20 protein-coding genes are annotated in these 19,887 nt (G+C 64.5%); 9 read left to right on the top strand and 11 right to left on the bottom strand.

Annotated elements, in window-relative coordinates; translation table 11 throughout:
* The first annotated feature begins 123 nt into the window (after positions 1 to 123).
* Positions 124 to 1,290: an autotransporter outer membrane beta-barrel domain-containing protein gene (locus tag I6F16_RS02410; protein WP_225114153.1), complete on the top strand. Its 1,167-nt coding sequence runs from the start codon at positions 124 to 126 to the stop codon at positions 1,288 to 1,290.
* A gap of 17 nt (positions 1,291 to 1,307) precedes the next feature.
* Here I6F16_RS02410 and I6F16_RS02405 read toward each other — a convergent pair whose 3' ends face one another.
* Complete coding sequence (locus tag I6F16_RS02405; RefSeq protein WP_036000552.1) at positions 1,308 to 2,348, bottom strand: LysR family transcriptional regulator; 1,041 nt, start codon at positions 2,346 to 2,348, stop codon at positions 1,308 to 1,310.
* 68 nt (positions 2,349 to 2,416) lie between these two features.
* On the opposite strand from I6F16_RS02405, the gene I6F16_RS02400 reads away from it, so the two are divergent.
* The 5 genes from I6F16_RS02400 to I6F16_RS02380 all read left to right on the top strand — a co-directional run bounded on the left by I6F16_RS02400 (position 2,417) and on the right by I6F16_RS02380 (position 6,010).
* Positions 2,417 to 3,034: a hypothetical protein gene (locus tag I6F16_RS02400; protein WP_036000548.1), complete on the top strand. Its 618-nt coding sequence runs from the start codon at positions 2,417 to 2,419 to the stop codon at positions 3,032 to 3,034.
* A complete protein-coding gene (locus I6F16_RS02395) occupies positions 3,021 to 3,641 on the top strand; it encodes a GNAT family N-acetyltransferase (protein ID WP_036000546.1) in 621 nt (206 codons plus the stop codon). Before I6F16_RS02400 ends, I6F16_RS02395 begins: the two co-directional genes overlap by 14 nt.
* Before the next feature lie 25 nt (positions 3,642 to 3,666).
* Positions 3,667 to 4,230, top strand: coding sequence for an isochorismatase family protein (locus I6F16_RS02390; RefSeq protein ID WP_036000543.1), 564 nt, complete (start codon positions 3,667 to 3,669; stop codon positions 4,228 to 4,230).
* A gap of 30 nt (positions 4,231 to 4,260) precedes the next feature.
* Positions 4,261 to 4,431 carry a hypothetical protein gene (locus tag I6F16_RS02385; protein WP_167361657.1) on the top strand — a complete coding sequence of 57 codons (171 nt, stop codon included), beginning with the start codon at positions 4,261 to 4,263 and terminating at the stop codon, positions 4,429 to 4,431.
* A gap of 196 nt (positions 4,432 to 4,627) precedes the next feature.
* Positions 4,628 to 6,010 carry an aspartate aminotransferase family protein gene (locus tag I6F16_RS02380; protein ID WP_036000540.1) on the top strand — a complete coding sequence of 461 codons (1,383 nt, stop codon included), beginning with the start codon at positions 4,628 to 4,630 and terminating at the stop codon, positions 6,008 to 6,010.
* A 167-nt stretch (positions 6,011 to 6,177) separates the two neighbouring features.
* Here I6F16_RS02380 and rnd read toward each other — a convergent pair whose 3' ends face one another.
* Together rnd and I6F16_RS02370 are read right to left on the bottom strand one after the other, a co-directional pair.
* A complete protein-coding gene (gene rnd / locus I6F16_RS02375) occupies positions 6,178 to 7,326 on the bottom strand; it encodes a ribonuclease D (protein WP_225114152.1) in 1,149 nt (382 codons plus the stop codon).
* A gap of 351 nt (positions 7,327 to 7,677) precedes the next feature.
* Positions 7,678 to 8,577 (bottom strand): LysR family transcriptional regulator, encoded by a 900-nt coding sequence (locus I6F16_RS02370; RefSeq protein ID WP_225114151.1) that lies wholly within the window; start codon positions 8,575 to 8,577, stop codon positions 7,678 to 7,680.
* Positions 8,578 to 8,680: 103 nt separating this feature from the next.
* Here I6F16_RS02370 and I6F16_RS02365 point away from each other — a divergent pair, with 103 nt between their 5' ends.
* Complete coding sequence (locus I6F16_RS02365) at positions 8,681 to 9,670, top strand: zinc-dependent alcohol dehydrogenase family protein (protein WP_225114150.1); 990 nt, start codon at positions 8,681 to 8,683, stop codon at positions 9,668 to 9,670.
* Between the two features lie 76 nt (positions 9,671 to 9,746).
* Here I6F16_RS02365 and I6F16_RS02360 read toward each other — a convergent pair whose 3' ends face one another.
* Genes I6F16_RS02360 through I6F16_RS02345 form a run of 4 tightly spaced genes read right to left on the bottom strand, consistent with a single transcriptional unit; the run spans position 9,747 to position 13,760 of the window.
* Positions 9,747 to 11,078, bottom strand: coding sequence for an ABC transporter substrate-binding protein (locus I6F16_RS02360; RefSeq protein ID WP_225114149.1), 1,332 nt, complete (start codon positions 11,076 to 11,078; stop codon positions 9,747 to 9,749).
* 12 nt (positions 11,079 to 11,090) lie between these two features.
* On the bottom strand, positions 11,091 to 11,960 hold the full coding sequence (locus I6F16_RS02355; RefSeq protein ID WP_057028987.1) for a carbohydrate ABC transporter permease: 870 nt from the start codon (positions 11,958 to 11,960) through the stop codon (positions 11,091 to 11,093).
* On the bottom strand, positions 11,957 to 12,907 hold the full coding sequence (locus I6F16_RS02350; RefSeq protein ID WP_225114148.1) for a sugar ABC transporter permease: 951 nt from the start codon (positions 12,905 to 12,907) through the stop codon (positions 11,957 to 11,959). Before I6F16_RS02350 ends, I6F16_RS02355 begins: the two co-directional genes overlap by 4 nt.
* A gap of 1 nt (position 12,908) precedes the next feature.
* Complete coding sequence (locus I6F16_RS02345; RefSeq protein ID WP_225114147.1) at positions 12,909 to 13,760, bottom strand: phosphodiesterase; 852 nt, start codon at positions 13,758 to 13,760, stop codon at positions 12,909 to 12,911.
* 251 nt (positions 13,761 to 14,011) lie between these two features.
* On the opposite strand from I6F16_RS02345, the gene I6F16_RS02340 reads away from it, so the two are divergent.
* A complete protein-coding gene (locus tag I6F16_RS02340; RefSeq protein ID WP_225114146.1) occupies positions 14,012 to 15,022 on the top strand; it encodes a M23 family metallopeptidase in 1,011 nt (336 codons plus the stop codon).
* Positions 15,023 to 15,026: 4 nt separating this feature from the next.
* Here the strand turns inward: I6F16_RS02340 and I6F16_RS02335 are convergent, their stop codons facing one another.
* From I6F16_RS02335 to I6F16_RS02320, 4 genes are all read right to left on the bottom strand, one after another.
* Positions 15,027 to 15,278 carry a hypothetical protein gene (locus I6F16_RS02335; protein WP_225114145.1) on the bottom strand — a complete coding sequence of 84 codons (252 nt, stop codon included), beginning with the start codon at positions 15,276 to 15,278 and terminating at the stop codon, positions 15,027 to 15,029.
* Positions 15,275 to 15,604, bottom strand: a complete 330-nt coding sequence (locus I6F16_RS02330; protein WP_225150934.1) for a hypothetical protein — start codon at positions 15,602 to 15,604, stop codon at positions 15,275 to 15,277. Before I6F16_RS02330 ends, I6F16_RS02335 begins: the two co-directional genes overlap by 4 nt.
* Before the next feature lie 101 nt (positions 15,605 to 15,705).
* Positions 15,706 to 16,278 (bottom strand): hypothetical protein, encoded by a 573-nt coding sequence (locus I6F16_RS02325; protein WP_225114143.1) that lies wholly within the window; start codon positions 16,276 to 16,278, stop codon positions 15,706 to 15,708.
* A gap of 12 nt (positions 16,279 to 16,290) precedes the next feature.
* Positions 16,291 to 17,763 carry a protein adenylyltransferase SelO gene (locus tag I6F16_RS02320; RefSeq protein ID WP_225114158.1) on the bottom strand — a complete coding sequence of 491 codons (1,473 nt, stop codon included), beginning with the start codon at positions 17,761 to 17,763 and terminating at the stop codon, positions 16,291 to 16,293.
* A 197-nt stretch (positions 17,764 to 17,960) separates the two neighbouring features.
* Here I6F16_RS02320 and aspS point away from each other — a divergent pair, with 197 nt between their 5' ends.
* Positions 17,961 to 19,733: an aspartate--tRNA ligase gene (gene aspS / locus I6F16_RS02315; RefSeq protein ID WP_225150929.1), complete on the top strand. Its 1,773-nt coding sequence runs from the start codon at positions 17,961 to 17,963 to the stop codon at positions 19,731 to 19,733.
* Positions 19,734 to 19,887 lie beyond the last annotated feature (154 nt).

The raw sequence follows: 19,887 nt of genomic DNA, 5'->3' as shown, positions 1-19,887 counted from the left end.
TAGCCTCGGCCGTTATGCGCCAACCGGTTGACCCCTCGTGGCAGTTCGGCCCAAATCGCCGCAAGCGCCGCAGACCGTGTTGCATTTTTGCGCGCCGCCACTTCGCTTTCGGGATTCATCGTCATGCGCTGCGCCGCGCAGCTCTCCGGGAGACGGCAGACGATCGGGCTGGACCGCGTCCGGCGGATCGTGGCTGCGCTCGCGATGGCGTTTGCGCTGGTCGTGACGATGGCGGCCGTGAGCCCCGGCTTCGCGCAAAGCACGCCCACACCGACCCCGACGCCCACGCCGACACCCACGCCGTCACCGACCCCGATTCCGTCGCCGACCTCGACCAATCAAAATCAGTCAGCCGGCAACAGCATGCTCAATTTCGGCTCAGGCTTTCTGGAGCGGCTCGGCAATCAGGCCTCCGGCGGCGTCAACCGGGCGTTCCGCACCAATCCGGGCGGCGGCGGCGCCTCGGTGGCTGCGGAAGATCCGCGCTACCGCACCTGGTTCGAGGGCTATGGCCTTTCGGTCCGCACCGATGCGCAAGGCGACTTCGTCGGCGACAAGCGCAAGACCTTCGGCGGCGTTGCCGGCTTTGGCGCGCGGCTCGCACCCGGCGTCAACATCGGATTCTCCGTCGACCACAGCCACACCGACATCGACGTGCCGCTGGCGCTGCAATCCGCAACCCTCGATCTCACCCAGCTCGGCTTCAGCGGCTCCGTCGACAAGGGCCCGTGGACCTGGGCCTTTGCCGTGGTGCACGGCTTCGGCAAGGTCCATTCCAGCCGCGATACCGGCCTTGGCCTTGCGACCGCGCGCTATCGCGCCGCCGTGGACGGCGCGCTGACCGAGATCAGCTATTACTGGACCAAGGACGAGATGCGCATCGTGCCCAAGGGCGCGCTGGAATATGTGCGTGCCACCAGCGCCGCGTTCCAGGAGACCGGCGGGCTCGATCCGCTCAACGTCGGCTCGTCGGCGCTCTCGCGCGCGCGCATCATGCTCGGGGCCGAGGTCGGCCGCTATTTCATCATCGACCAGAAGATCCTGGACCTCTCGGCCTACGGCAAGTTCGTCGACAATTTCCACCAGGACCTCGGATCCATCCAGGTCAGTCTGGGCGCCCAGAACGTCATCGTCCCCGGCATCGGCGAGAGCCGTTACGGCGCGGATGCCGGCGCCTCGGCTTCGCTCAGCCTGACCAACGTGGCGAGGCTCTACGTCAATTACGACGGCAAATTTCGCAACGAGCTCACCTCGCACCAGGGCACGCTCGGCTTCGAATACAAATGGTGAGCTGACGCTCGCCTGCGTTAAGTCGGCGCCGTCGCCACGTATCCCGCCAGGCCAAAGCCCTCGCGCGCCGCCGTCATCATCGGCACCAGCGCGTTCGGATGGATGAACTCGTCGCGGAAGCAGGGATAGGTCCTGGCATCGAAGATCTTCTTCAGCCAGTCGACCACGATCTTGTGCCGCTCGGAGCTGCGGAACTCCTTGTGATAGGTGAGCCAGAGATCGGCGTGATGGCTGACGCCGAGATCGACCGCAACGAGCGGCGCACCGAGCGCGATCGACACCGTCGGCAGGAAGCCGATGCCGGCGCCGCGCTCCACCGCGTAGAGCACGCCCACCGACGAATTGGTCTTGATCCCGACGATGCCTTCGAGCGACTTCAGCCCGAGCACGCGGGCATAGGCGCCGTCGTCGACCTGCGGCGCGCTCTGCTTGATGATGCGGTGATTGTTCAGTTCGGCGAGCGTTGCCGGCACGCCGTAGAGGCTTTCATACTCCTTGGAGACGAAGGGATAGATGTGGAGGCGGCCGAGCTTGGCGACGATCAGATCGGGATTGGTCGGCGGCTCGAGCTGGATCGCGATATCGGATTCGAGCCGCGCGACGTCGGCCTGCTCCATCGCGCAGCGCAGATCGACCGTGATCTTGCGGTACGTCTTCTGGAAGTCGATCAGCCGCGGCAGGATCCAGAAATTGCCGGGGCCTTCCGTCACCGCGACGCGAACGGTGCCCGAGGTGTCGTTCGAGGACCGCGCCGCGCGGCGGAAGACGTTGAAGGCATGACGCTCCATATGCGTGACGTCGGCGATCATCGCAGCGCCTTCGTCGCTGAGCGTCAGCCCGCTCTGGTCGCGCAGGAACAGCTTGCACCCAATGCTCTCCTCGAGCCGGTCGATGCGGCGCATCAGCGTGGTGGAGGTGAGGCCGAGCTCTTCGGCGGCATTCCGAAAACTTTTAAATTTTGCGCACGCTAAAAACAGCTTCAAATCATCCCAGGACGCGCCCAGGGCTTCTTCACGGTGCTGCATCATCGCAGCACCCCGGTGCAATAACTGCTGCATACTCCTGATCCCCAACCGCTAAGCTCGTCGTAGCGGGGCATGAAAGCCTCGAACGATAGAGGCGCGACATGAGTATGGAAAGGGGCACGTTTGCCGCAAGGCATGATTTCGATGCCTTGCCGCTGAGCCCGGACGTCGACGTCCGCTGTGCGCAATTTTCCGAAATTGGAGCGCTTTCGGAGATGGCGCACCGGCTGGTGCCGGGCGTGCAGATCGGGACGGCGGAGCTTGCCAAATATTACGTCTTCGATCCCCAGAGCATCCTGACATTCAGCCGCAAAGGCAAGCTCGTCGGCGGCATGGCCTTCCTGTTTCTCAATGACCGCGGACATGACGCGCTGCTGCTCGACGAGATTTGCCTCACCGCGCCCGAGACGCGTTATCTCGCATCGGCAGACGAAGACGTCGCTGCCATCTACATCTGGGCGATCGCGGCGACGGGCCGCGGCATCGCCGGTCTCGGTAAGGCCGCGGCTCATCTGCGGCAGATAAGGTTTCGCGATGCGGATTGCTATGCGCAGCCGTCAACGGTGGCCGGACGCGACATCATGAAGGCAACAGGCTTTGCGCCCGTCCCGAGCTTCCAACCCGACCTTTGGTGCTACGAGCGGCCCTGGCATCGACAGCCGATGCGCATGCCGGGAGCGATCATCCAATCAAGGAGCTTTGCAGATGCACGGTACTAGGATTCCAGTCGCCAAGCCCTGTTCCCGCGCCATCACCATCCGCCTCGCGCGCGACCCAAGCGATCTCATGCTGGTGACCGCCATCCGCTCGGCGGTCTACCTCGCCGAGCAGGATTGTCCGTTCGAGGAGGAGTTCGACGGCAACGACATGGTCGCGGCGCATTTCATCGGCTTCGTCGGCAACGAGCCTGCGGGCTGCCTGCGGGTGCGCTTCTTCGGCGATTTCGCCAAGGTGGAGCGGCTTGCGGTGCGTCACCAATATCGGCGCTCGCGCGTCTCGTTCAAGCTGGTGCAGGCCAGTGTCGATTATGTGAAGCGCAAGGGCTTTCGCAAGATCTACGGCCAGGCGCAGGACCGGCTGGTCGATTTCTGGGCCCATTTCGGCGCCAAGCCGCTCGGTCACAACCGCAAGATCACGTTCTCGGATTTCTCCTACACGGAGATGCTGCTGGAGATCGAGCCGGGCCCGGACGCCATCACGCTGGATAGCGATCCCTATGTGATTATTCGTCCCGAGGGCGATTGGGACCGTCCTGGCGTGCTCGATGCCTCGGCCGGGCGGGCGGTGACCTCGCCGCTGCGGGACCTCGCGCTCGCCGACCGCTGAAACAGGTGCAGCTGCGCGCAACTCGATGCTGGTTTCAATGCACGATGATCCGCCGATCCTGGTCTGTGCGGATCTTCAGGTCGAGTACCTGACTCCCGGCCGCCGTCACGTTATCCGCGACGGCGATGCGACGGCGGCGCGCTGCCTGGAACTCCTGACGCTGTGGCGCAGCAATCTATGGCCGGTGATGCATCTGAAGCGCATCGCGCAGGCGGCCTGGTTCAATCCGTCATCCAGACTGACCGATTGGATCGCGGAGACCAGGCCACAACCGGGCGAGATGACGTTCGAGCACCCGCTGCCGTCCGCCTACAGCTCGTCGCGGTTTGGCGGCCACATGTCCGCTATCCGCACCACACGCTGCATCCTGATCGGCTTTTCCCTGGACGAGACCATCCTGGCCACTGCCGTCGAGGGGTTTCACCGCAGTCATCGCTACCATGTGATCACCGACGCGGTGGCTTGCCGGCAGCCGGGCACGGACGATGCCGCGGCCTACCGGCATGCGGTAGTGGATGTCATTGCGAATTTTGCCACAGTCCAGTCCAGCGCCGAACTGATCAGAACCAGCGGCGCCGTTGCGGTGTAGGCGGCCGCGGCCGGTCGATGGGGTTGAGAATTGTCGCGGGGAGACGAGCTCAAGGAGCTGGCGAGCGATCTGTCGCATGCCGCCGAGAAGGCGCGCAGGCTTGGGCTGCCTACCACGGTCTACTTGCTCTCGATGGCGCTGATGGAGGTGAGGGAAGCCGTTTCCGCCACCGACGAAGTGGACGACGACGGCGCGGCGTGAGAGCTGCCCAGCCCGATTCTGCGATCCGCGGTCCTGTCATGTGCGGCTTTGTGCATCGCTGCTGAGCGCTTGCCGCCGACGAATTGGCATTGCAAGTTTTGCGTCGTGGCAATAGCCAAGTACTTGAGACAAGTACTCGCCATCGAGTGATGACGCCGGCCCGCCGGCGGCGTGACGCTTTTAGGGATCATCGCAAATGTCCATGCTGCCCAATTCGCAAGAGGCCCGGGATGTGGCCTATCAGCTCCATCCCTACACCAATGCGCGCACGCATCAGCAGGCCGGTCCGCTGGTGATCGAGCGCGGCGAGGGGCCTTACGTCTTCGACGCGTCGGGCAAGCGCTATTTCGAAGCCATGGCGGGCCTGTGGAGCGTCGGGCTCGGCTTCAACGAGAAGCGACTGGTCGAGGCGGCGCACAAGCAGATGCAGGCGCTGCCGTTCTACCATACGTTCTCCGCCAAATCGCACGGTCCGTCGATCGACCTCGCCGAGAAGCTGGTCGCGCTCGCGCCGGTGCCCATGAGCAAGGTGTTCTTCACCAATTCCGGCTCGGAAGCGAACGACACCGTGTTGAAGCTGATCGCCTATCGCTCCAACGCGCTCGGCCAACCGCAGCGCAAGAAGGTGATCAGCCGCCTGCGTGCCTATCACGGCGTCACCATCGCATCCGCCAGCCTCACGGGCCTGCCGAACAACCATCGCTCGTTCGACCTGCCGCTGCCGAACATCCTGCATACGGGCTCGCCGCACTTCTACAAGGACGGCGCCCCCGGCGAGAGCGAGGAAGCCTTCGCCACGCGCCGGGCCGAGGAGCTCGACGCCCTGATCCAGAAGGAAGGGCCGGATACGATCGCGGCGTTCTTCGGCGAGCCGGTGATGGGGGCGGGCGGTGTCGTGGTGCCGCCGGCGACCTATTGGGACAAGATCCAGAAGGTCCTGAAGAAGTACGACATTCTCCTGGTCGCCGACGAGGTGATCTGCGGTTTCGGCCGCACTGGCAAGATGTTCGGCTGCGAGACCTACGGCATCAAGCCCGATGCGATCGTCGTCTCCAAGCAGATCACATCGAGCTATTTCCCGCTCTCGGCGATCATCCTGAACGACCGCATGTTCGAGCCGATCGCGGACGAGAGCAACAAGATCGGCGTGCTCGGCCACGGCTTCACCGCGGGCGGCCATCCGGTCGGCTCGGCGATTGCGCTGGAGAACCTCAAGATCATCGAGGAGCGCGGCCTCGTCGCACACGCGGCCGAGCTCGGTGGCTACATGCAGGGCCGCTTGCGTGAACTCGCCAGCCACCCGCTGGTCGGCGAGGTCCGCGGCGTCGGCATGATCGCCGCGCTCGAGCTCGTGCTCGACAAGGCGCGCAAGACCGCGGCGGCAACGCCGGGCGCCGTCGGCGGCATCGCCAGCCGCATGCTCCAGGAGCGCGGCGTGATCTCGCGCAACATGCTCGATGCCATCGCGATCTGCCCGCCGCTGATCACGACCAAGACCCAGATCGACGAACTGGTGGACGCGATCTCCGGCGTGCTGAACGACATGAAGAGCGAAGTGGCGAAGCTGACGCCGGCGTAAGGCTTCGTCGCTCTCTCCGTCGTCATTGCGAGGAGCTCTTGCGACGAAGCAATCCAGACTGTTTCCGACGAGGGATTCTGGATTGCTTCCCTGAACCTGTCATCGGGCCGCGCTTCGCGCGGAGCCGTTGGCTCGCAATGACGGGAAATCGGCGCGACAGCGTGCCCCTACGCCCGCTGCACCCCGATCACGCGGCCTTTCTCGATCGCGAGCGCGAGCTCGCCGCGCTTGAGCTTCAGCGCGGCGTCGCCGAACAGCTCGCGGCGCCAACCGCGCAAGGCGGGCACGTCGGCCTCATCGTCCGCCGCGATCTCCTCTAAGTCGTCGACGGTCGCGATCACCTTGCTTGCGACTGCGTGGCGCTCGGCGGTCATCCGCAACAGCACCTTCAACAGCTCGACGATGGCGGCGCCGTTGGAATTGTTGCGCGGTTTCTCCAGCTTGGGCAGCTTCGAGAAGTCCCGCGCCAGCCCCCGCTCGACCGCGGCGATGATGTCCGCGCCCCATTTGGATTTCTCGAACCCCTTCGGCACCGAGCGCAGATGGGCGAGCTTCTCCAGCGTGGTCGGCGCGTGGGTCGCGATATCGGTGACGGCTTCGTCGCGCAGCACGCGGCCGCGCGGCACGTCGCGGCTCTGCGCCTCCTGTTCGCGCCAGGCCGCGACCTCCATCAGCACCGCGAGGTCTTTGGGCTTGCGGACCCGCGTCTTCAGGCGCTCCCAGGCGCGCTCGGGATGGAAATCATAGGTGCGGGGCGAGGTCAGGACCTCCATCTCGATGGAGACCCATTCGCTGCGGCGGCGTTTCTTCAGGTCGGCGTCGAGCGCGGCGAACACGTCGCGCAGATGGGTGACGTCGGAGACCGCGTAATGCATCTGCTCCCTGGTCAGCGGCCGGCGCGACCAGTCGGTGAAGCGGTGGGTCTTGTCGGGACGGTGGCCGGTGACCTTCTCGACCAGCGCGTCATAGGCGATGCTGTCGCCGTAACCGAGCACCATCGCAGCCACCTGGGTGTCGAACACCGGGTGCGGGATGATGCCCGCCTGGTGCCAGATGATCTCAATGTCTTGGCGGGCGGCGTGAAACACCTTGAGCACGCCCTCGTTGCCCATCAGCTCGAAGAACGGCTTGAGATCGATCCCCTCGGCCAGGGTGTCGATGACCACGGCTTCCTCGGCGCTGGCCATCTGCACCACGCACAGCAGCGGGTAGTAAGTGGTCTCGCGCAGGAATTCGGTATCGACTGTTATGACGGGGTGCTTGGCCAGCCGGCTGCAGGCAGCCGCGAGGTCAGCGGTGGTGGTAATTAAATCCATGAACGGCCCATGACACTTGGTATCAGCCGTTCCGCCGAAAGTGCTGTGATGTCAAGGGGCTCTAAGCGAATTCGAGCCTTGCATCGGGCCGGAATCGTCCCTTTCCGACGAAATTCCTATTCGTAACGGATCCGGTGCGAGGATTTGCGGGCGCAGGGCAGCGCCACCACGATCACGCACATGGCGACCAAGGCCAATCCCAGGAACTCGAAAACCAACAGATCCACGGCGAAATCTCCAGAAACATTGATAGATTTGTCGGGGGTGCGTTGAGGGTCTGTTAATTCTCGTGGTTACCGGCGCCAGGCCGGGCCGGATGGTGGACGAGAAGTTAATTGGGCGCAGCCATGGTCACGCCATCAGCTTCGGCAAGCCGGTCGCGAGGATGTCCACGGCGGCGCGCACCTTCGGCGGCAGCCGGGGTGAGCGCGGCCAGAGAGCGTGGCACTCGTAGAGGAATTGGGGCTGACTGCTGAAGAGATTGACCAGCGCACCCGTGTCGAGGCGCTCGCGGACCAGCCAATAGGGAAGCCAGGCGAGACCCATGCCTTGTGCCGCGGCATCGGCAATCGCCTCCAGGTCGTCAAGTCGGAGCCGGCCCGATGGCATGATCTCGCGCTGAGGTCCGCCCTCCTGCGGAAAGAGCCACGGCCGGACACGCCCTGAGCCGCGATAGATGATCGCTTGATGGGCGGCGAGATCGTCGAGCGATTTCGGCCTGCCGCTCGTGCGCAAATACGACCGCGCGCCACATACCACCATGCGCTGGCTTGCGATGCGCCGTGCGATCAGGCCGGACTGGTCGTCGAGATCGCCGGTTCGGATTGCCAGATCGTAGCCGGCCTCGACGATGTCGGCAATCGGATCGCCGAACGAGAGGTCGAGTTCGAGATGCGGATATTTCCGCGCGAGCTTCATCAGCAACGGCGCAATGCAGTGCCGTCCCAGCAGGGCCGGCATGGTGACGCGCAGCCTGCCGCGCGGCTCCGACAGCTGGTCGGCAACGACGCTATCTGCGGCTTCGGCCTCGCTCAGCACCGCGCGGCAGCGTTCGTAGTAGGCCTGGCCGGCGTCGGTCAGGCTCTGGCGCCGCGTGGTGCGGTTGAGGAGCCGCGCCCCGAGGCGCTCTTCGAGGAAACGGACGTGCTTGCCAACCATCGGCCCCGACATCTCCAGGGCATCGGCCGCAGCCGCGAACGAGCCGAGATCGACGGCCCTGACGAACACGGCCATGCTGGTCAGGCGGTCCATGATTGAAAACTCCTGGTTTCGACTGTTGGCTTGCTTGGGCGATTTATCCTCTTCGCACGGATCGGCATAGCTCTATTCAGTTCAACTGTTTTGGAGTGCATCCATGGCCCGCGCCGTTCGCTTTTATCGCCATGGTGGTCCCGACGTGCTGCGCATCGAAACGATCGATGTTCCGCCACCGACGACGGGCGAGGTGCAGATCCGGGTCAAGGCACTCGGCCTCAATCGCGCCGAGGCCTTGTTGCGAAGGGGAACCTATATCGAGTGCGCGACATTTCCATCTGGGCTGGGTCTCGAGGCGGCCGGCATCGTCGAAGCGGTCGGGGACGATGTGACGAGCTTTGTGCCGGGCGACATCGTGAGCATCGTGCCGCCGCTGTCGATGGTGCGATGGCCGGCCTATGCCGAGCTCGCGACGTTTCCGGCCGAACTCATCGTGAAACATCCGCCGGAGCTCGGCTTCAAGAAGGCGGCGGCCGTGTGGATGCAGTATCTGACGGCCTACGGCGCTTTGGTTGATATCGCCCGGCTTGCCCGAGGGGACATCGTTGCCATCACCGCTGCATCCAGCAGCGTCGGGCTCGCGGCGATTCAGATTGCGAACCGGGTTGGCGCGACGGCGGTCGCACTGACGCGGACCTCGACCAAGCTTGGGGCCTTGCGCGATGCCGGCGCGGCCCATGTCGTCGCCTCGGACGAAGACGACATTCGGGCGCGGCTGGAGGCGATCGCCGGATCTAACGGGGTCCGCGTCGTCTTCGACGCCGTCGGTGGTCCCGCGTTCGAGCCGCTGACCGCGGCCATGTCGCCGGGCGGAATCCTGATCGAATATGGTGGATTGAGTCCTGAGCCGACGCCGTTTCCGCTGTTCAACGTGTTGACGAAGAGCCTGGTGCTGTGCGGCTACCTCGTGCACGAGATCATCCGCGATCCCGCGCGCCTCGCGCAGGCCAAGGCGTTCATTCTCGACGGGCTGTCGGATCGCACGTTGCAGCCGGTCATCGCCAGGACGTTCCGCTTCGAGGACATCGTCGAAGCGCATCGGTTTCTGGAGTCGAACGATCAGTTCGGCAAGATCGTGGTGACGATCTGATCGAGCGCATTCCCAACGCATTCGGCGCCCCGCATGACGGGGCGCCGAAGCTTGTTCGTGCGATGGACAGCCGATTTTACGGCAGCTTCAGCGACGTCTCCGCATTGTACGGCTTGAGCGTCTCGTCGGCGGCTTTCTGGGCGGCGGCGAGGGCTTCCTTCGGCTGCTTCTTGCCGTTGAGGACCAGCATCACCTCGTCCTCGAGGTTCTTGCGCACCGGCACGGTCTTGTAGGTCGCAAACCACGGCTTTGCGACGTCGAGCTGCTCGACGGCGGTCTTGGCGTCCGGGTTCTTGCCCAGGAATTCGACCATCTCCGGCGTCTTGTAGGCGGCCATGTTTGGCGCGAAATAGCCGGTGGCGCGGCTCCACCAGCCGCTCTTCTCGGGCGAGGTCATCCACTTGATCAGCGTCCAGGCGGCCTTCTGCTTGTCGGCCTCAAGCCCGGCCGGCATGATCAGGGAGGCGCCCCCGATCGGCACCGCGTTGCGGACGTTGCGCGGGATGAAGGCGACCTTGTAGGCGAACTTGGCGTTGTCGCGCACGTAAGTGAGCGAGCCCGTCGACAGCATCATCATCGCGGCATTGCCCGAGATGAAGGAGGTGCTGACGGCGGGACCAGGCGTGGCGCCGGGCGTGTGGACCTTGTGCTTGTAGATCAGGTCGTTCCACCAGGTCAGTGCACCCAGCATCGAGGGCGTGTCGTAATAGACCTCGCCGCCGAACTCCTCGTTGTAGTAGCGGCCGCCATTGCTCATGGTGAGCGTTTCCATCATCCAGCCGCAATAGTCGTAGGCGCAGGGGATCGCGATGCCCCATTGGGTCACCTTGTCGCCCTCGCGCTTGGTCAGCTTCTTGGCCCAGTCGGTGAGCTCGGCCCAGGTCTGCGGCGGCTTGCTCGGATTAAGGCCCGCTTCCTTGGCCTTGTCGGCGTTGATGTAGAGCAGCGGCGTCGAATTGTGGAACGGCACGCCGTAGACCGAGCGGTTGATCACGGCATTGCCGTGCAGCGCCGGGAAGAACTGGCCGAGGAACTGCTCCTTGGTGGTGCCGTCGGCCTTGATCAGCGCATCGAGATTGGTGAGCTCGTTCTCGATCTGCATGTCCAGCAGGAAGTTCGCCGACATGATCACGGCGGCCGGCGGCTTGCCGGCCTTGATCGCGGCGCGGGTCTTGATCAGCGTGTCGTCATAGGAGCCGGTGTAGACCGCAGTCGCCTTGACGCTGGGATGAGTCTCGTTGAACTCCTTGATCAGGGTGCCCATGTCGCGGGCGAGCTTGCCGTCGACGGGGACGGGGAAGAACAGGTCGACCTCGGTCGGACCTTCGGCCTTGGCCGGAACGGCGAGGGCGCCTGCCATGGTGCCTACCATGGCAAGGCCGAGCATGAGCCTGCGGGACAACAGCATCGTGAAAATCTCCTATTTGATGCCTGAGGTGACGAAAGAGCTGATGAAGCGTTTCTGGAAGATCAGGAAGGCGACGAGCAGAGGCGCGATCACCATGAGGGTACCCGCGGCGATCGTGCCCCAGGCCTGCGTGCCTTCGGCGGTCTTGGTGAAAACGGAGAGGCCGATCGTGAGTGGGCGCTTGTCCGGCGAATTGATCACCATCAGGGGCCACAGGAAGTCGTTCCAGTGGCTGGTCACGGAGATGATGGCGAAGGCCGAGAAGCTCGGCATCGACAGCGGCACGTAGATGTGGCGGATGCGCTGGAATAGGCCCGCGCCGTCGATCAGGGCTGCGTCTTCCAGCTCGGTCGGAATGGCCTCGAACGCCTGGCGCATCAGGAAGGTGCCGAAGGCCGAGGCGAAGAACGGCATCATCACGCCGGTCAGCGTGTCGTAGAGACCGAGCTGCGCCACCAGCGACAGATTCGGCACGATCAGCAGCACCGGCACCAGCATCAGCTGCATCAGGAACAGGTAGAAGATCGGCGTCTTGCCGGCGAAGTCCAGGCGCGCGAAGGCAAAGCCGGCCAGCGTGATCGTGACGAACTGCACCAGGAGGATGCCGGTGCAGATGATCGTAGTGTTGAGCGTGTAGCGCGGGAAATCGCCGATCTCCCAGGCGTCCCTGACGTTGTCGAGCGTGGGTTTGAGGCTCGGCATCAACTCGGCCATGGCGTTGATGCCGTCGGAGGCGGGGCGCAGCGTCGCGATGACCATCCACAGGAAGGGGATCAGCCAGACCATTGCGAGCAGCACGGTCAGGGCGAAGCCGAGCTTGGGCGTGATCTCGCCGCGGGTGGCGAGCGGGGCGTCCTTCCACAGCGTATCAAACAGCTTCATGGCCCGCCCTCGCGGCTCGCCATGGTGCGGAAGGACAGCGCGGTGAGGGCCATCAGCGCGGCCAGCGTCAGCAGCGTCGCCGCCGAAGCCTTGCCGATGTCGTAGTGCTCGACCGCCTGCTGGTAGATGTAGAACAGCACGAGGTTGGTCGCATTGGACGGCCCGCCCTGAGTCATGACGAAGACGTGGTCGACCTGCGTCACCGCATTCAGCGTGGCGATGACGGTGACGAACAGGAAGGTGGGCTTGAGCTCCGGCAGGATGATATGGCGCAGCCGCCGATACGGTCCGGCGCCGTCGAGATGCGCCGCCTCCATCACGTCCTCGGGCACGGCCTGGAGGCCGGCGAGGAAGAACAGCATGTAATAGCCGGCGTTCTTCCAGACGGTGATGACCATGATCGCGTAGAGCGCGATGTCGGGATCGCCGAGCCAGTTCGGCAGCACCGGCAGCAGCCGGCCGATGTAATAATCGAGCAGGCCGACATTCGGCAGGAAGATGAACAGGAACAGCGCCGAGGCCGCGACCATCGGGATCAGCACCGGCAGGAACAGCGCGGCACGCAGCGCGCTGTTCACGGCATGGGTGCGCGCCAGCGCCAGAGCGAACAGCAGCGCAAGCGCAATGCTCGGCACCGCCGTGCCGAAGGCGTAGATCAAATTGTTGATGACGGCTCCTGCGAAGGCGGGGTCGGCAAGCACCGCGCTGATGTTCTCAAAGCCGACGAAACGCACCGGCGCCTTCGGCGTCGCGCGCTGATAGAGCGCATCGATCAGCACGCGCCCCATCGCGCCATAGGTGAACAGCGCGAGGAAGACCAGCGAGGGCAGGAGCAGCAGATAGGCCGGCAGCGAGGCCTTGAAGCGGCTCGTGAAGCGCTTCAGAAGGTGCAGACGCGGTGCCGCCGACGTCGCGACCGGGAGAGCCGCGGGTTCAGCGAGGCTCATCTCATCGCGCCCGGAAATTGAGCGCGTAGTCGCGGCCGTCCACTCCCGCCGGCGGCTCGAAGGGGAAGCGCAGACTCTGGTCGAGGAAATCGTGGCTGTGCACGACGAGGTTCTCGTCGTCGATCAGCACGACGCCATAGGCCGGCGGCTCGTGGCTGGCGAGATGCTCGCTGGCCGCAACGTCGAGCTCGAACCAGACCTGGTGGTTGGTGCCGCGCAGCGTCGAGAACGGGATCTTGCCGTAGCTGCCGAAGATCGGCCGGTGCACATGGCCGAAGAAAAGGTGGCGGATCCGCGCGCGATAGGGCGCGATGACTTCCGCGAATTCGGCGCTCTGCTTCAGCGCGATCTCGTCCATGGCGTGGACGCCGACCGGGAAGGGCGGATGGTGCATGAACACGACGAATTCCTGGTCGGCGGACGCGGCGGCGAGCGTGCTCGCCAGCCAGCCGAGGCGCTTTGCGCACATCTCGCCGGCATGGCTGGTCTCGTCCAGCGTGTCGAGGAAGACGAACAGGCCGTGCTCGGTGGTGCGCGTGCCCTGCACGAAGCCGTTGGCATCGCGCGGCGCCGCCTTCAGCGCGTCCAGGCAGGTGACGCGCTTGTCGTGATTGCCGACCATCGCGATGTAGGGAAGTTTCAGCGCCGCCATCGCCTCGGCGAAGTTGGCGTAGGACTCAGGCTCGCCCCAATGGGTGAGGTCGCCGGTCACGACCGCAAACGCAGCGTCGGACTGATGCTTGTTGATGTCGGCGATCGCCGCATCCAGCCGGGCGCGCGGATCGAGGCCGTAGAGCATCGAGCCGGGATTCGCGAGATGCGTGTCGGTGAGGTGGATGAATTTGAAGGGCATGGCGCGCCTAAATCGGGACGGTGGGAGGATCTGCGCCTCCGGCAAGACGGCGCTCTCAGCCCGTTAGAGCGCGTGTGTTTCAGTTTGATGACAGCGGTTCCCGCGGCCTGCTGAAGATGTGGACACGCCTCCGGGGGCAGATGCGACGCGGACGGCGCCTCACGATTGCGCTGCAGTGAAGGAGCTACCTTGCCGTGAAGATGCGGTCATGGTTTGCTGGTCCAAGCCTCATTGCATCACGAGTTTCCCCAATGCCGCCGCGAGTCTTCCGCAAGCTGGGATTGCTTGCTTCTCTCTCCGTCCTGCTTGCCGTGTTGAGCACCGGTCCGCGTGCGACCGCGGCCGAGTTCAACTTCGCCCGCTACAAGGAGACCGATCTCGACGAATTCCTGGCGCGCCGGCGGCCCGCCACCGGCATGGACGTCTACCCAATGTCGCCGCTGAAGCTCGATGTCACGCTGGCCTCTCACGGCGAGCCGTGTGCCAACGGAGCGCTCAAGCGGTCTCTGATCATGAGCGGCTTGCCCAAGCAGGATGCCGACAGCCTGCAGGCGACCAACTGCATCACGGTGCGCTCCGCCAAGGGGCGCGAGCTCAAGGTCTTCATGCAGGACGTGGTTTACGGGTTTCTCCCGAACGAGGTGCCGGTCGGCGGCAAGCTCTCGCTTTATGCGATCCATGCCTTCACCTCGCCCGACGGGCCGGGACTGCTGGTCAGCGAATTCCTGACCCCGCGCAGCTTTCCACGTGCCGACAAGCCGGCGGACACGACGATGACATCCTGCGGATGCTGGACCCACGACGAGCATCCCGGTGTCGATTTCACCGCCGACAAGCCGGGCGCTCCGGTGGCAGCGATGGCGGACGGCGTTATCGTCAAGATCGAGACCGGCGAGCAGGCGCCGGCCGATTTTCCCGGGATCGGCGGCTGCGGCCGATACGTCGTGCTCAAGCACACCTATCCCAATGGCGGCATCGTCTACACGCGCTACGTCCAGCTCGGCCGCGTGGTCGGTCCGAAAGGCGAGACACTTAGGGTGGGAGCGACCGTCAAAGCGAAGGACACGATCGGCGAGATCGGCTCAAACAAGGTGCTGCATTTCGAGCTCCGCCCCGTCGCACCCGGCAACACGACGACGGACAAGGCCTGGAACGAACGCTACGGCAAGATGCCGGACATGGAGTGGTCACGTTACGAGACCGTCGATCCTCAGAAATTCGACGTGGCATCGTTCGGCGGCGTCAGGAAGGCGACGAAGTAGGGGGTTAACGATCGATCGTGCGCAAACGCTCGATTTCGGCGATCAGTCTTGGAATGTCCTGCCGCGCGTGAGCGATGAAGTCCTGATCGGCTTCCGTTGCGCCGGTGAGGTAAATATCCTCGCCTTCGGTCTGGATGAAGTCAGATCCGCTGATATTCTCGCGCGTCTCGATGAACGATTTCCACGGACCGGCGGTAGCCTGTTCGCATCGCGCTTTGATCGCCTCGATCTCGTCGGCAGTGAGTGGATCATTCATGTCGGCGACTCTCCGTTGCCCGCTCGATCTCGCTTCGCAACATGGTCGGCCCACCAGCGGATCCAATCGCGCGCATAGGCCCTGTCGACCGGCGTGATCCAGTCGGCATCCTGGAGTGACAGCTGGAAAGCCTCCAACACTTCGCCGACAAATGGTTTGACATCGATCTCCGCGATATCTTGCGCATCAACCTCGACCACAGGGCCCTTTGCGCCGAGGTGCTCGACTGCATGCGCGTGCTCGGTCAGAAAGAGGGGCCGCCCGGATTCCAGCCTCACGAACATCGAGGCGGCCCAGCCGAGGCCGTCGTCCTGATAATGGATCAACGTGAAGCCGAAGCGTTTTGCGAGGTCTGCGATCCGAATTGCGAGGGAGCAGAGCGGCATTTCGGGTCCGGAGAACCGAAAGTCGTCCGGGAGTTGCGTGATCACGACCGATCGCTCTCAGTTCGCTGGACCAGAGTGACCGAGTGGGCGGACGCATTGCTGCCGGAGATCTCGCGTTTGCGCCGCGTTTGCTCGATGTGTCGATAGAGCCTCTGCAATTGATCGGCGGCTTCAACGCTACCTTGCTGGATTGCATGTTTGAGCCAGCGGACGGCCTCGTCCTGATTGGCCTCAACGGACAGCGTGCCCATCCCGTATTTGATGGCCAGCGCGGTCGTGTAAACCGGTCCGGCTCCGAGTTCGACCGCTTTCAGCAGGTGATCGAAGCACCGCCTGTCCTTCTCGAGATAGGGGAGGTTGCCGAGCCTTCGGTCATACGCGCTACTCAATTCGAGATGCGTTTCGACGTCTGCGGGGGCCATGGTAGTTTCGACCTCATCGATCAGACGATCGACCTCATCACGCACGAGGCCTGCATTCTCGCCCATCTTCGCGAGAATCACGCGTGCGGACATGTTGCCTTCCTCGATCGCTTGGCGAACCAGCGTGAGCGCTTCCGAATAGCGTCGGGCAACAAGTAGTTCCGCCACTTCGAGGCGCCATTCGGGATGCATATTCCGCTTGCCTCACGTCCCGCAGAACGTCTGCAACACGCGCTGATCCGGCAGCGGCGGATCGGCGTAGGCCGCATACTCCGGCTGGTCGTCGAACGGCCTCGCCAGCACCTGCACCAGCTCCTCGAACGGCGCGTAATCGTCGTCGTTCACCGCGGCCTGGATCACGGCCTCGACGCGGTGGTTGCGCGGGATGAAGAGCGGGTTGACCGCGTGCATGGCGGCCTGGCGCTCGGCGGCGGTTTGCGGCTCCAGCGCGATGCGTGCGCGCCAGCGGCCGGCCCATTCGTCGAACGCTGCGGGCTCCATGAACTGGGCGCGCACGTCGGCAGCCTCATCGCCAGTGGCCTCGCCGAGCTTGCGGAAGGTGAGGGTGAAGTCGGCCTGGTTCTTGGCCATAGCATCGAGCAGGTCCTGGATCAGCGCATCGTCGCCGTCGCGCTCCGTGAACAGGCCGACCTTCCTGCGCAAGCCGGCCTGATAGGCCGCGCTGAACTGGTCCGAGAAGGCGCCGAGAATGTCCTGGGCTTCGGCGACGGCCTTCTCCTGGTCGTCCGAAAATAGCGGCAGCAGGCATTCGGCAAGCCGCGTCAAATTCCACAAGCCGATGCGCGGCTGGTTGGCATAGGCGTAGCGGCCCATCTCGTCGATCGAGGAGAACACCTGGGCAGGATTGTAGGAATCCATGAAGGCGCACGGGCCATAATCGATGGTCTCGCCCGAGATCGAGCTGTTGTCGGTGTTCATCACGCCGTGAATGAAGCCGACCAGCAGCCAGCGCGCGATCAGCTCGGCCTGGCGCGCGACCACGGCGGCGAGCAGCGCGTGATACGGCCGCTCGGCGTGGAGCAGGTCCGGATAATGGCGCGTGATGACGTGATCGGCGAGCCGGCGGATCGCCTCGGTGTCGCGGCGGACGGCGAAGAACTGGAAGGTGCCGACGCGGATGTGGCTGGAGGCGACGCGGGTCAGCACCGCGCCGGGCAACGCGGTCTCGCGGATGACGTGCTCGCCGGTGACGACCGCGGCGAGCGAGCGCGTGGTCGGGATGCCCAGCGCAAACATGGCCTCGCTGACGATGTATTCGCGCAAGACCGGGCCGAGCGCCGCGCGGCCGTCGCCGCGGCGGGAGAATGGGGTGGGGCCGCTTCCCTTGAGCTGGATGTCGCGGCGGACGCCGTCTTTGTCGATGACCTCGCCGAGCAGGATGGCACGGCCGTCGCCGAGCTGCGGCACGAAATGCCCGAACTGGTGCCCGGCATAGGCCATGGCGATGGGATCCGCTCCGGCGGGAACCGTCTTGCCGGCCAGGATTTCCGCGCCTTCAGGGGTCTCCAGCACATCAGGATCAAGCCCGAGCTGGACCGCCAGCGGCCGGTTCAGCTTGATCAGCCGGGGCGCGGCGACGGGGGTCGGCGCGACGCGGGCGAAGAAGTTGTCCGGCAGCGCCGAATAGGAGTTCTGGAAGGGGAAATGCACCGTCATGACCTCAAGATAGGGCTGGAACGTCAATCGGCAAAGGTTCGCCCCCGGATAAGCCAAAAATGGGCACCTGAGGTCCAAATCCGGCCGTTCCCTCGGTTGCCGCCCCCGTCCTGCCGGGGTAAACCCTGCCGCAACTTCGGACCGGCAATCACGGGCCGTTCGATTCGCTTCCTTCAGACATTGATTTTGGGACGACCATGCATCGCTACCGGTCACATACATGCGGCGCGCTCCGCGAGAGCAATATCGGCGAGACCATCCGCCTCTCCGGCTGGGTCCATCGCGTCCGCGACCATGGCGGCGTGCTGTTCATCGACCTGCGCGACCATTACGGCCTGACCCAGTGCGTGGTCGACCCGGACTCGCCGGCGTTCTCGCTGGCCGAAAAGCTGCGCTCGGAATTCGTGGTCAAGATGGACGGCAAGGTCCGCCGCCGCCCCGAGGGCACCGACAATGACGATCTGCCGACCGGCAAGGTCGAGGTCTACATCAGCGAGATCGAAGTGCTGGGCCCGGCCGGCGACCTGCCGCTGCCGGTGTTCGGCGACCAGGAATATCCCGAAGACATCCGCCTCAAGTATCGCTTCCTGGATCTGCGTCGCGAGAAGCTGCACCAGAACATCATGACGCGCGTCGAGATCATCAAGTCGATGCGCCGGCGCATGGAGGGGCAGGGCTTCTTCGAGTTCAACACGCCGATCCTGACCGCGTCCTCGCCGGAAGGCGCGCGCGACTTCCTCGTCCCGTCGCGCATCCATCCCGGCAAGTTCTACGCGCTGCCGCAGGCGCCGCAGCAGTACAAGCAGCTGCTGATGATGTCGGGCTTCGACCGCTACTTCCAGATCGCGCCCTGCTTCCGCGACGAGGACCCGCGCGCCGACCGTCTGCCCGGTGAGTTCTACCAGCTCGACGTCGAGATGAGCTTTGTAACGCAGGAAGACGTCTTCGCGGCGATGGAGCCTGTGATCACGGGCGTCTTTGAAGAGTTTGCCAAGGGGAAGCCGGTGACCAAGGGCTGGCGCCGGATTCCGTTCGCCGAGGCGTTGCGCAAGTACGGCAGCGACAAGCCGGACCTGCGCAATCCCATCGAGATGCAGGACGTCTCCGAGCATTTCCGCGGCTCCGGCTTCAAGGTGTTCGCGCGCATGCTCGAAGATCCCAAGAACCAGGTCTGGGCGATCCCGGCACCGGGCGGCGGCAGCCGCGCCTTCTGTGACCGCATGAACTCGTGGGCGCAAGGCGAGGGCCAGCCCGGCCTCGGCTACATCATGTGGCGCGAGGGCGGCGAGGGCGCAGGTCCTCTCGCGAACAACATCGGGCCCGAGCGCACCGCCGCGATCCGCGCGCAGCTCGGCGTCAAGGAAGGCGATGCCGCCTTCTTCGTCGCCGGCGATCCCGACAAGTTCTGGAAGTTCTCAGGTCTCGCCCGCAACAAGGTCGGCGAGGAATTGAACCTCACCGACAAGGAGCGGTTCGAGCTCGCCTGGATCGTCGACTTCCCGATGTACGAGTACAACGAGGACGACAAGAAGGTCGACTTCTCGCACAACCCGTTCTCGATGCCGCAGGGCGGCCTGGAGGCGCTGAAGTCGCAGGATCCGCTGACGATCAAGGCGTTCCAGTACGACATCACCTGTAACGGCTACGAGATCGCCTCGGGCGGCATCCGCAACCACGTGCCGGAAGCCATGGTGAAGGCGTTCGAGATTGCAGGTTACGGCGAGCAGGAAGTGGTCGACCGCTTCGGCGGCATGTACCGCGCCTTCCAGTACGGCGCGCCGCCGCATGGCGGTATGGCCGCCGGCGTCGACCGCATCGTGATGCTGCTCTGTGGCACCACGAATCTGCGCGAGATTTCGCTGTTCCCGATGAACCAGCAGGCCATGGACCTCCTGATGGGCGCCCCGTCGGAAGCCACGACGAAGCAGCTCCGCGAGCTGCACATCCGGGTGAACCTGCCGCAGAAGTGAAGGTGAGGCTACGCCTCTCCTCGTGCGCGGAAAAGCGCGCTCTCTCCTCCTCGTCATTGCGAGCGCAGCGAAGCAATCCAGAATCTTTCCGCGTAACGAGTCTGGATTGCTTCGTCGCAAGAGCTCCTCGCAATGACGAGGAGGAGAGAGCCGC

The sequence above is a fragment of the Bradyrhizobium sp. IC4060 genome (assembly GCF_020193715.1).
Lineage (GTDB): Bacteria > Pseudomonadota > Alphaproteobacteria > Rhizobiales > Xanthobacteraceae > Bradyrhizobium > Bradyrhizobium yuanmingense.
Note: the sequence above shows the minus strand (reverse complement) of the source record. Positions and strands in the feature narration are given on the sequence as shown.

Coding starts and splice junctions, on each gene's coding strand:
- I6F16_RS02410 (WP_225114153.1), top strand. CDS start 124: ATGCGCTGCGCCGCGCAGCTCTCCGGGAGACGGCAGACGATCGGGCTG.
- I6F16_RS02405 (WP_036000552.1), bottom strand. CDS start 2,348: ATGCAGCAGTTATTGCACCGGGGTGCTGCGATGATGCAGCACCGTGAA.
- I6F16_RS02400 (WP_036000548.1), top strand. CDS start 2,417: ATGAGTATGGAAAGGGGCACGTTTGCCGCAAGGCATGATTTCGATGCC.
- I6F16_RS02395 (WP_036000546.1), top strand. CDS start 3,021: ATGCACGGTACTAGGATTCCAGTCGCCAAGCCCTGTTCCCGCGCCATC.
- I6F16_RS02390 (WP_036000543.1), top strand. CDS start 3,667: ATGCTGGTTTCAATGCACGATGATCCGCCGATCCTGGTCTGTGCGGAT.
- I6F16_RS02380 (WP_036000540.1), top strand. CDS start 4,628: ATGTCCATGCTGCCCAATTCGCAAGAGGCCCGGGATGTGGCCTATCAG.
- rnd (WP_225114152.1), bottom strand. CDS start 7,326: ATGGATTTAATTACCACCACCGCTGACCTCGCGGCTGCCTGCAGCCGG.
- I6F16_RS02370 (WP_225114151.1), bottom strand. CDS start 8,577: ATGGACCGCCTGACCAGCATGGCCGTGTTCGTCAGGGCCGTCGATCTC.
- I6F16_RS02365 (WP_225114150.1), top strand. CDS start 8,681: ATGGCCCGCGCCGTTCGCTTTTATCGCCATGGTGGTCCCGACGTGCTG.
- I6F16_RS02360 (WP_225114149.1), bottom strand. CDS start 11,078: ATGCTGTTGTCCCGCAGGCTCATGCTCGGCCTTGCCATGGTAGGCACC.
- I6F16_RS02355 (WP_057028987.1), bottom strand. CDS start 11,960: ATGAAGCTGTTTGATACGCTGTGGAAGGACGCCCCGCTCGCCACCCGC.
- I6F16_RS02350 (WP_225114148.1), bottom strand. CDS start 12,907: ATGAGCCTCGCTGAACCCGCGGCTCTCCCGGTCGCGACGTCGGCGGCA.
- I6F16_RS02345 (WP_225114147.1), bottom strand. CDS start 13,760: ATGCCCTTCAAATTCATCCACCTCACCGACACGCATCTCGCGAATCCC.
- I6F16_RS02340 (WP_225114146.1), top strand. CDS start 14,012: ATGCCGCCGCGAGTCTTCCGCAAGCTGGGATTGCTTGCTTCTCTCTCC.
- I6F16_RS02335 (WP_225114145.1), bottom strand. CDS start 15,278: ATGAATGATCCACTCACTGCCGACGAGATCGAGGCGATCAAAGCGCGA.
- I6F16_RS02325 (WP_225114143.1), bottom strand. CDS start 16,278: ATGCATCCCGAATGGCGCCTCGAAGTGGCGGAACTACTTGTTGCCCGA.
- I6F16_RS02320 (WP_225114158.1), bottom strand. CDS start 17,763: ATGACGGTGCATTTCCCCTTCCAGAACTCCTATTCGGCGCTGCCGGAC.
- aspS (WP_225150929.1), top strand. CDS start 17,961: ATGCATCGCTACCGGTCACATACATGCGGCGCGCTCCGCGAGAGCAAT.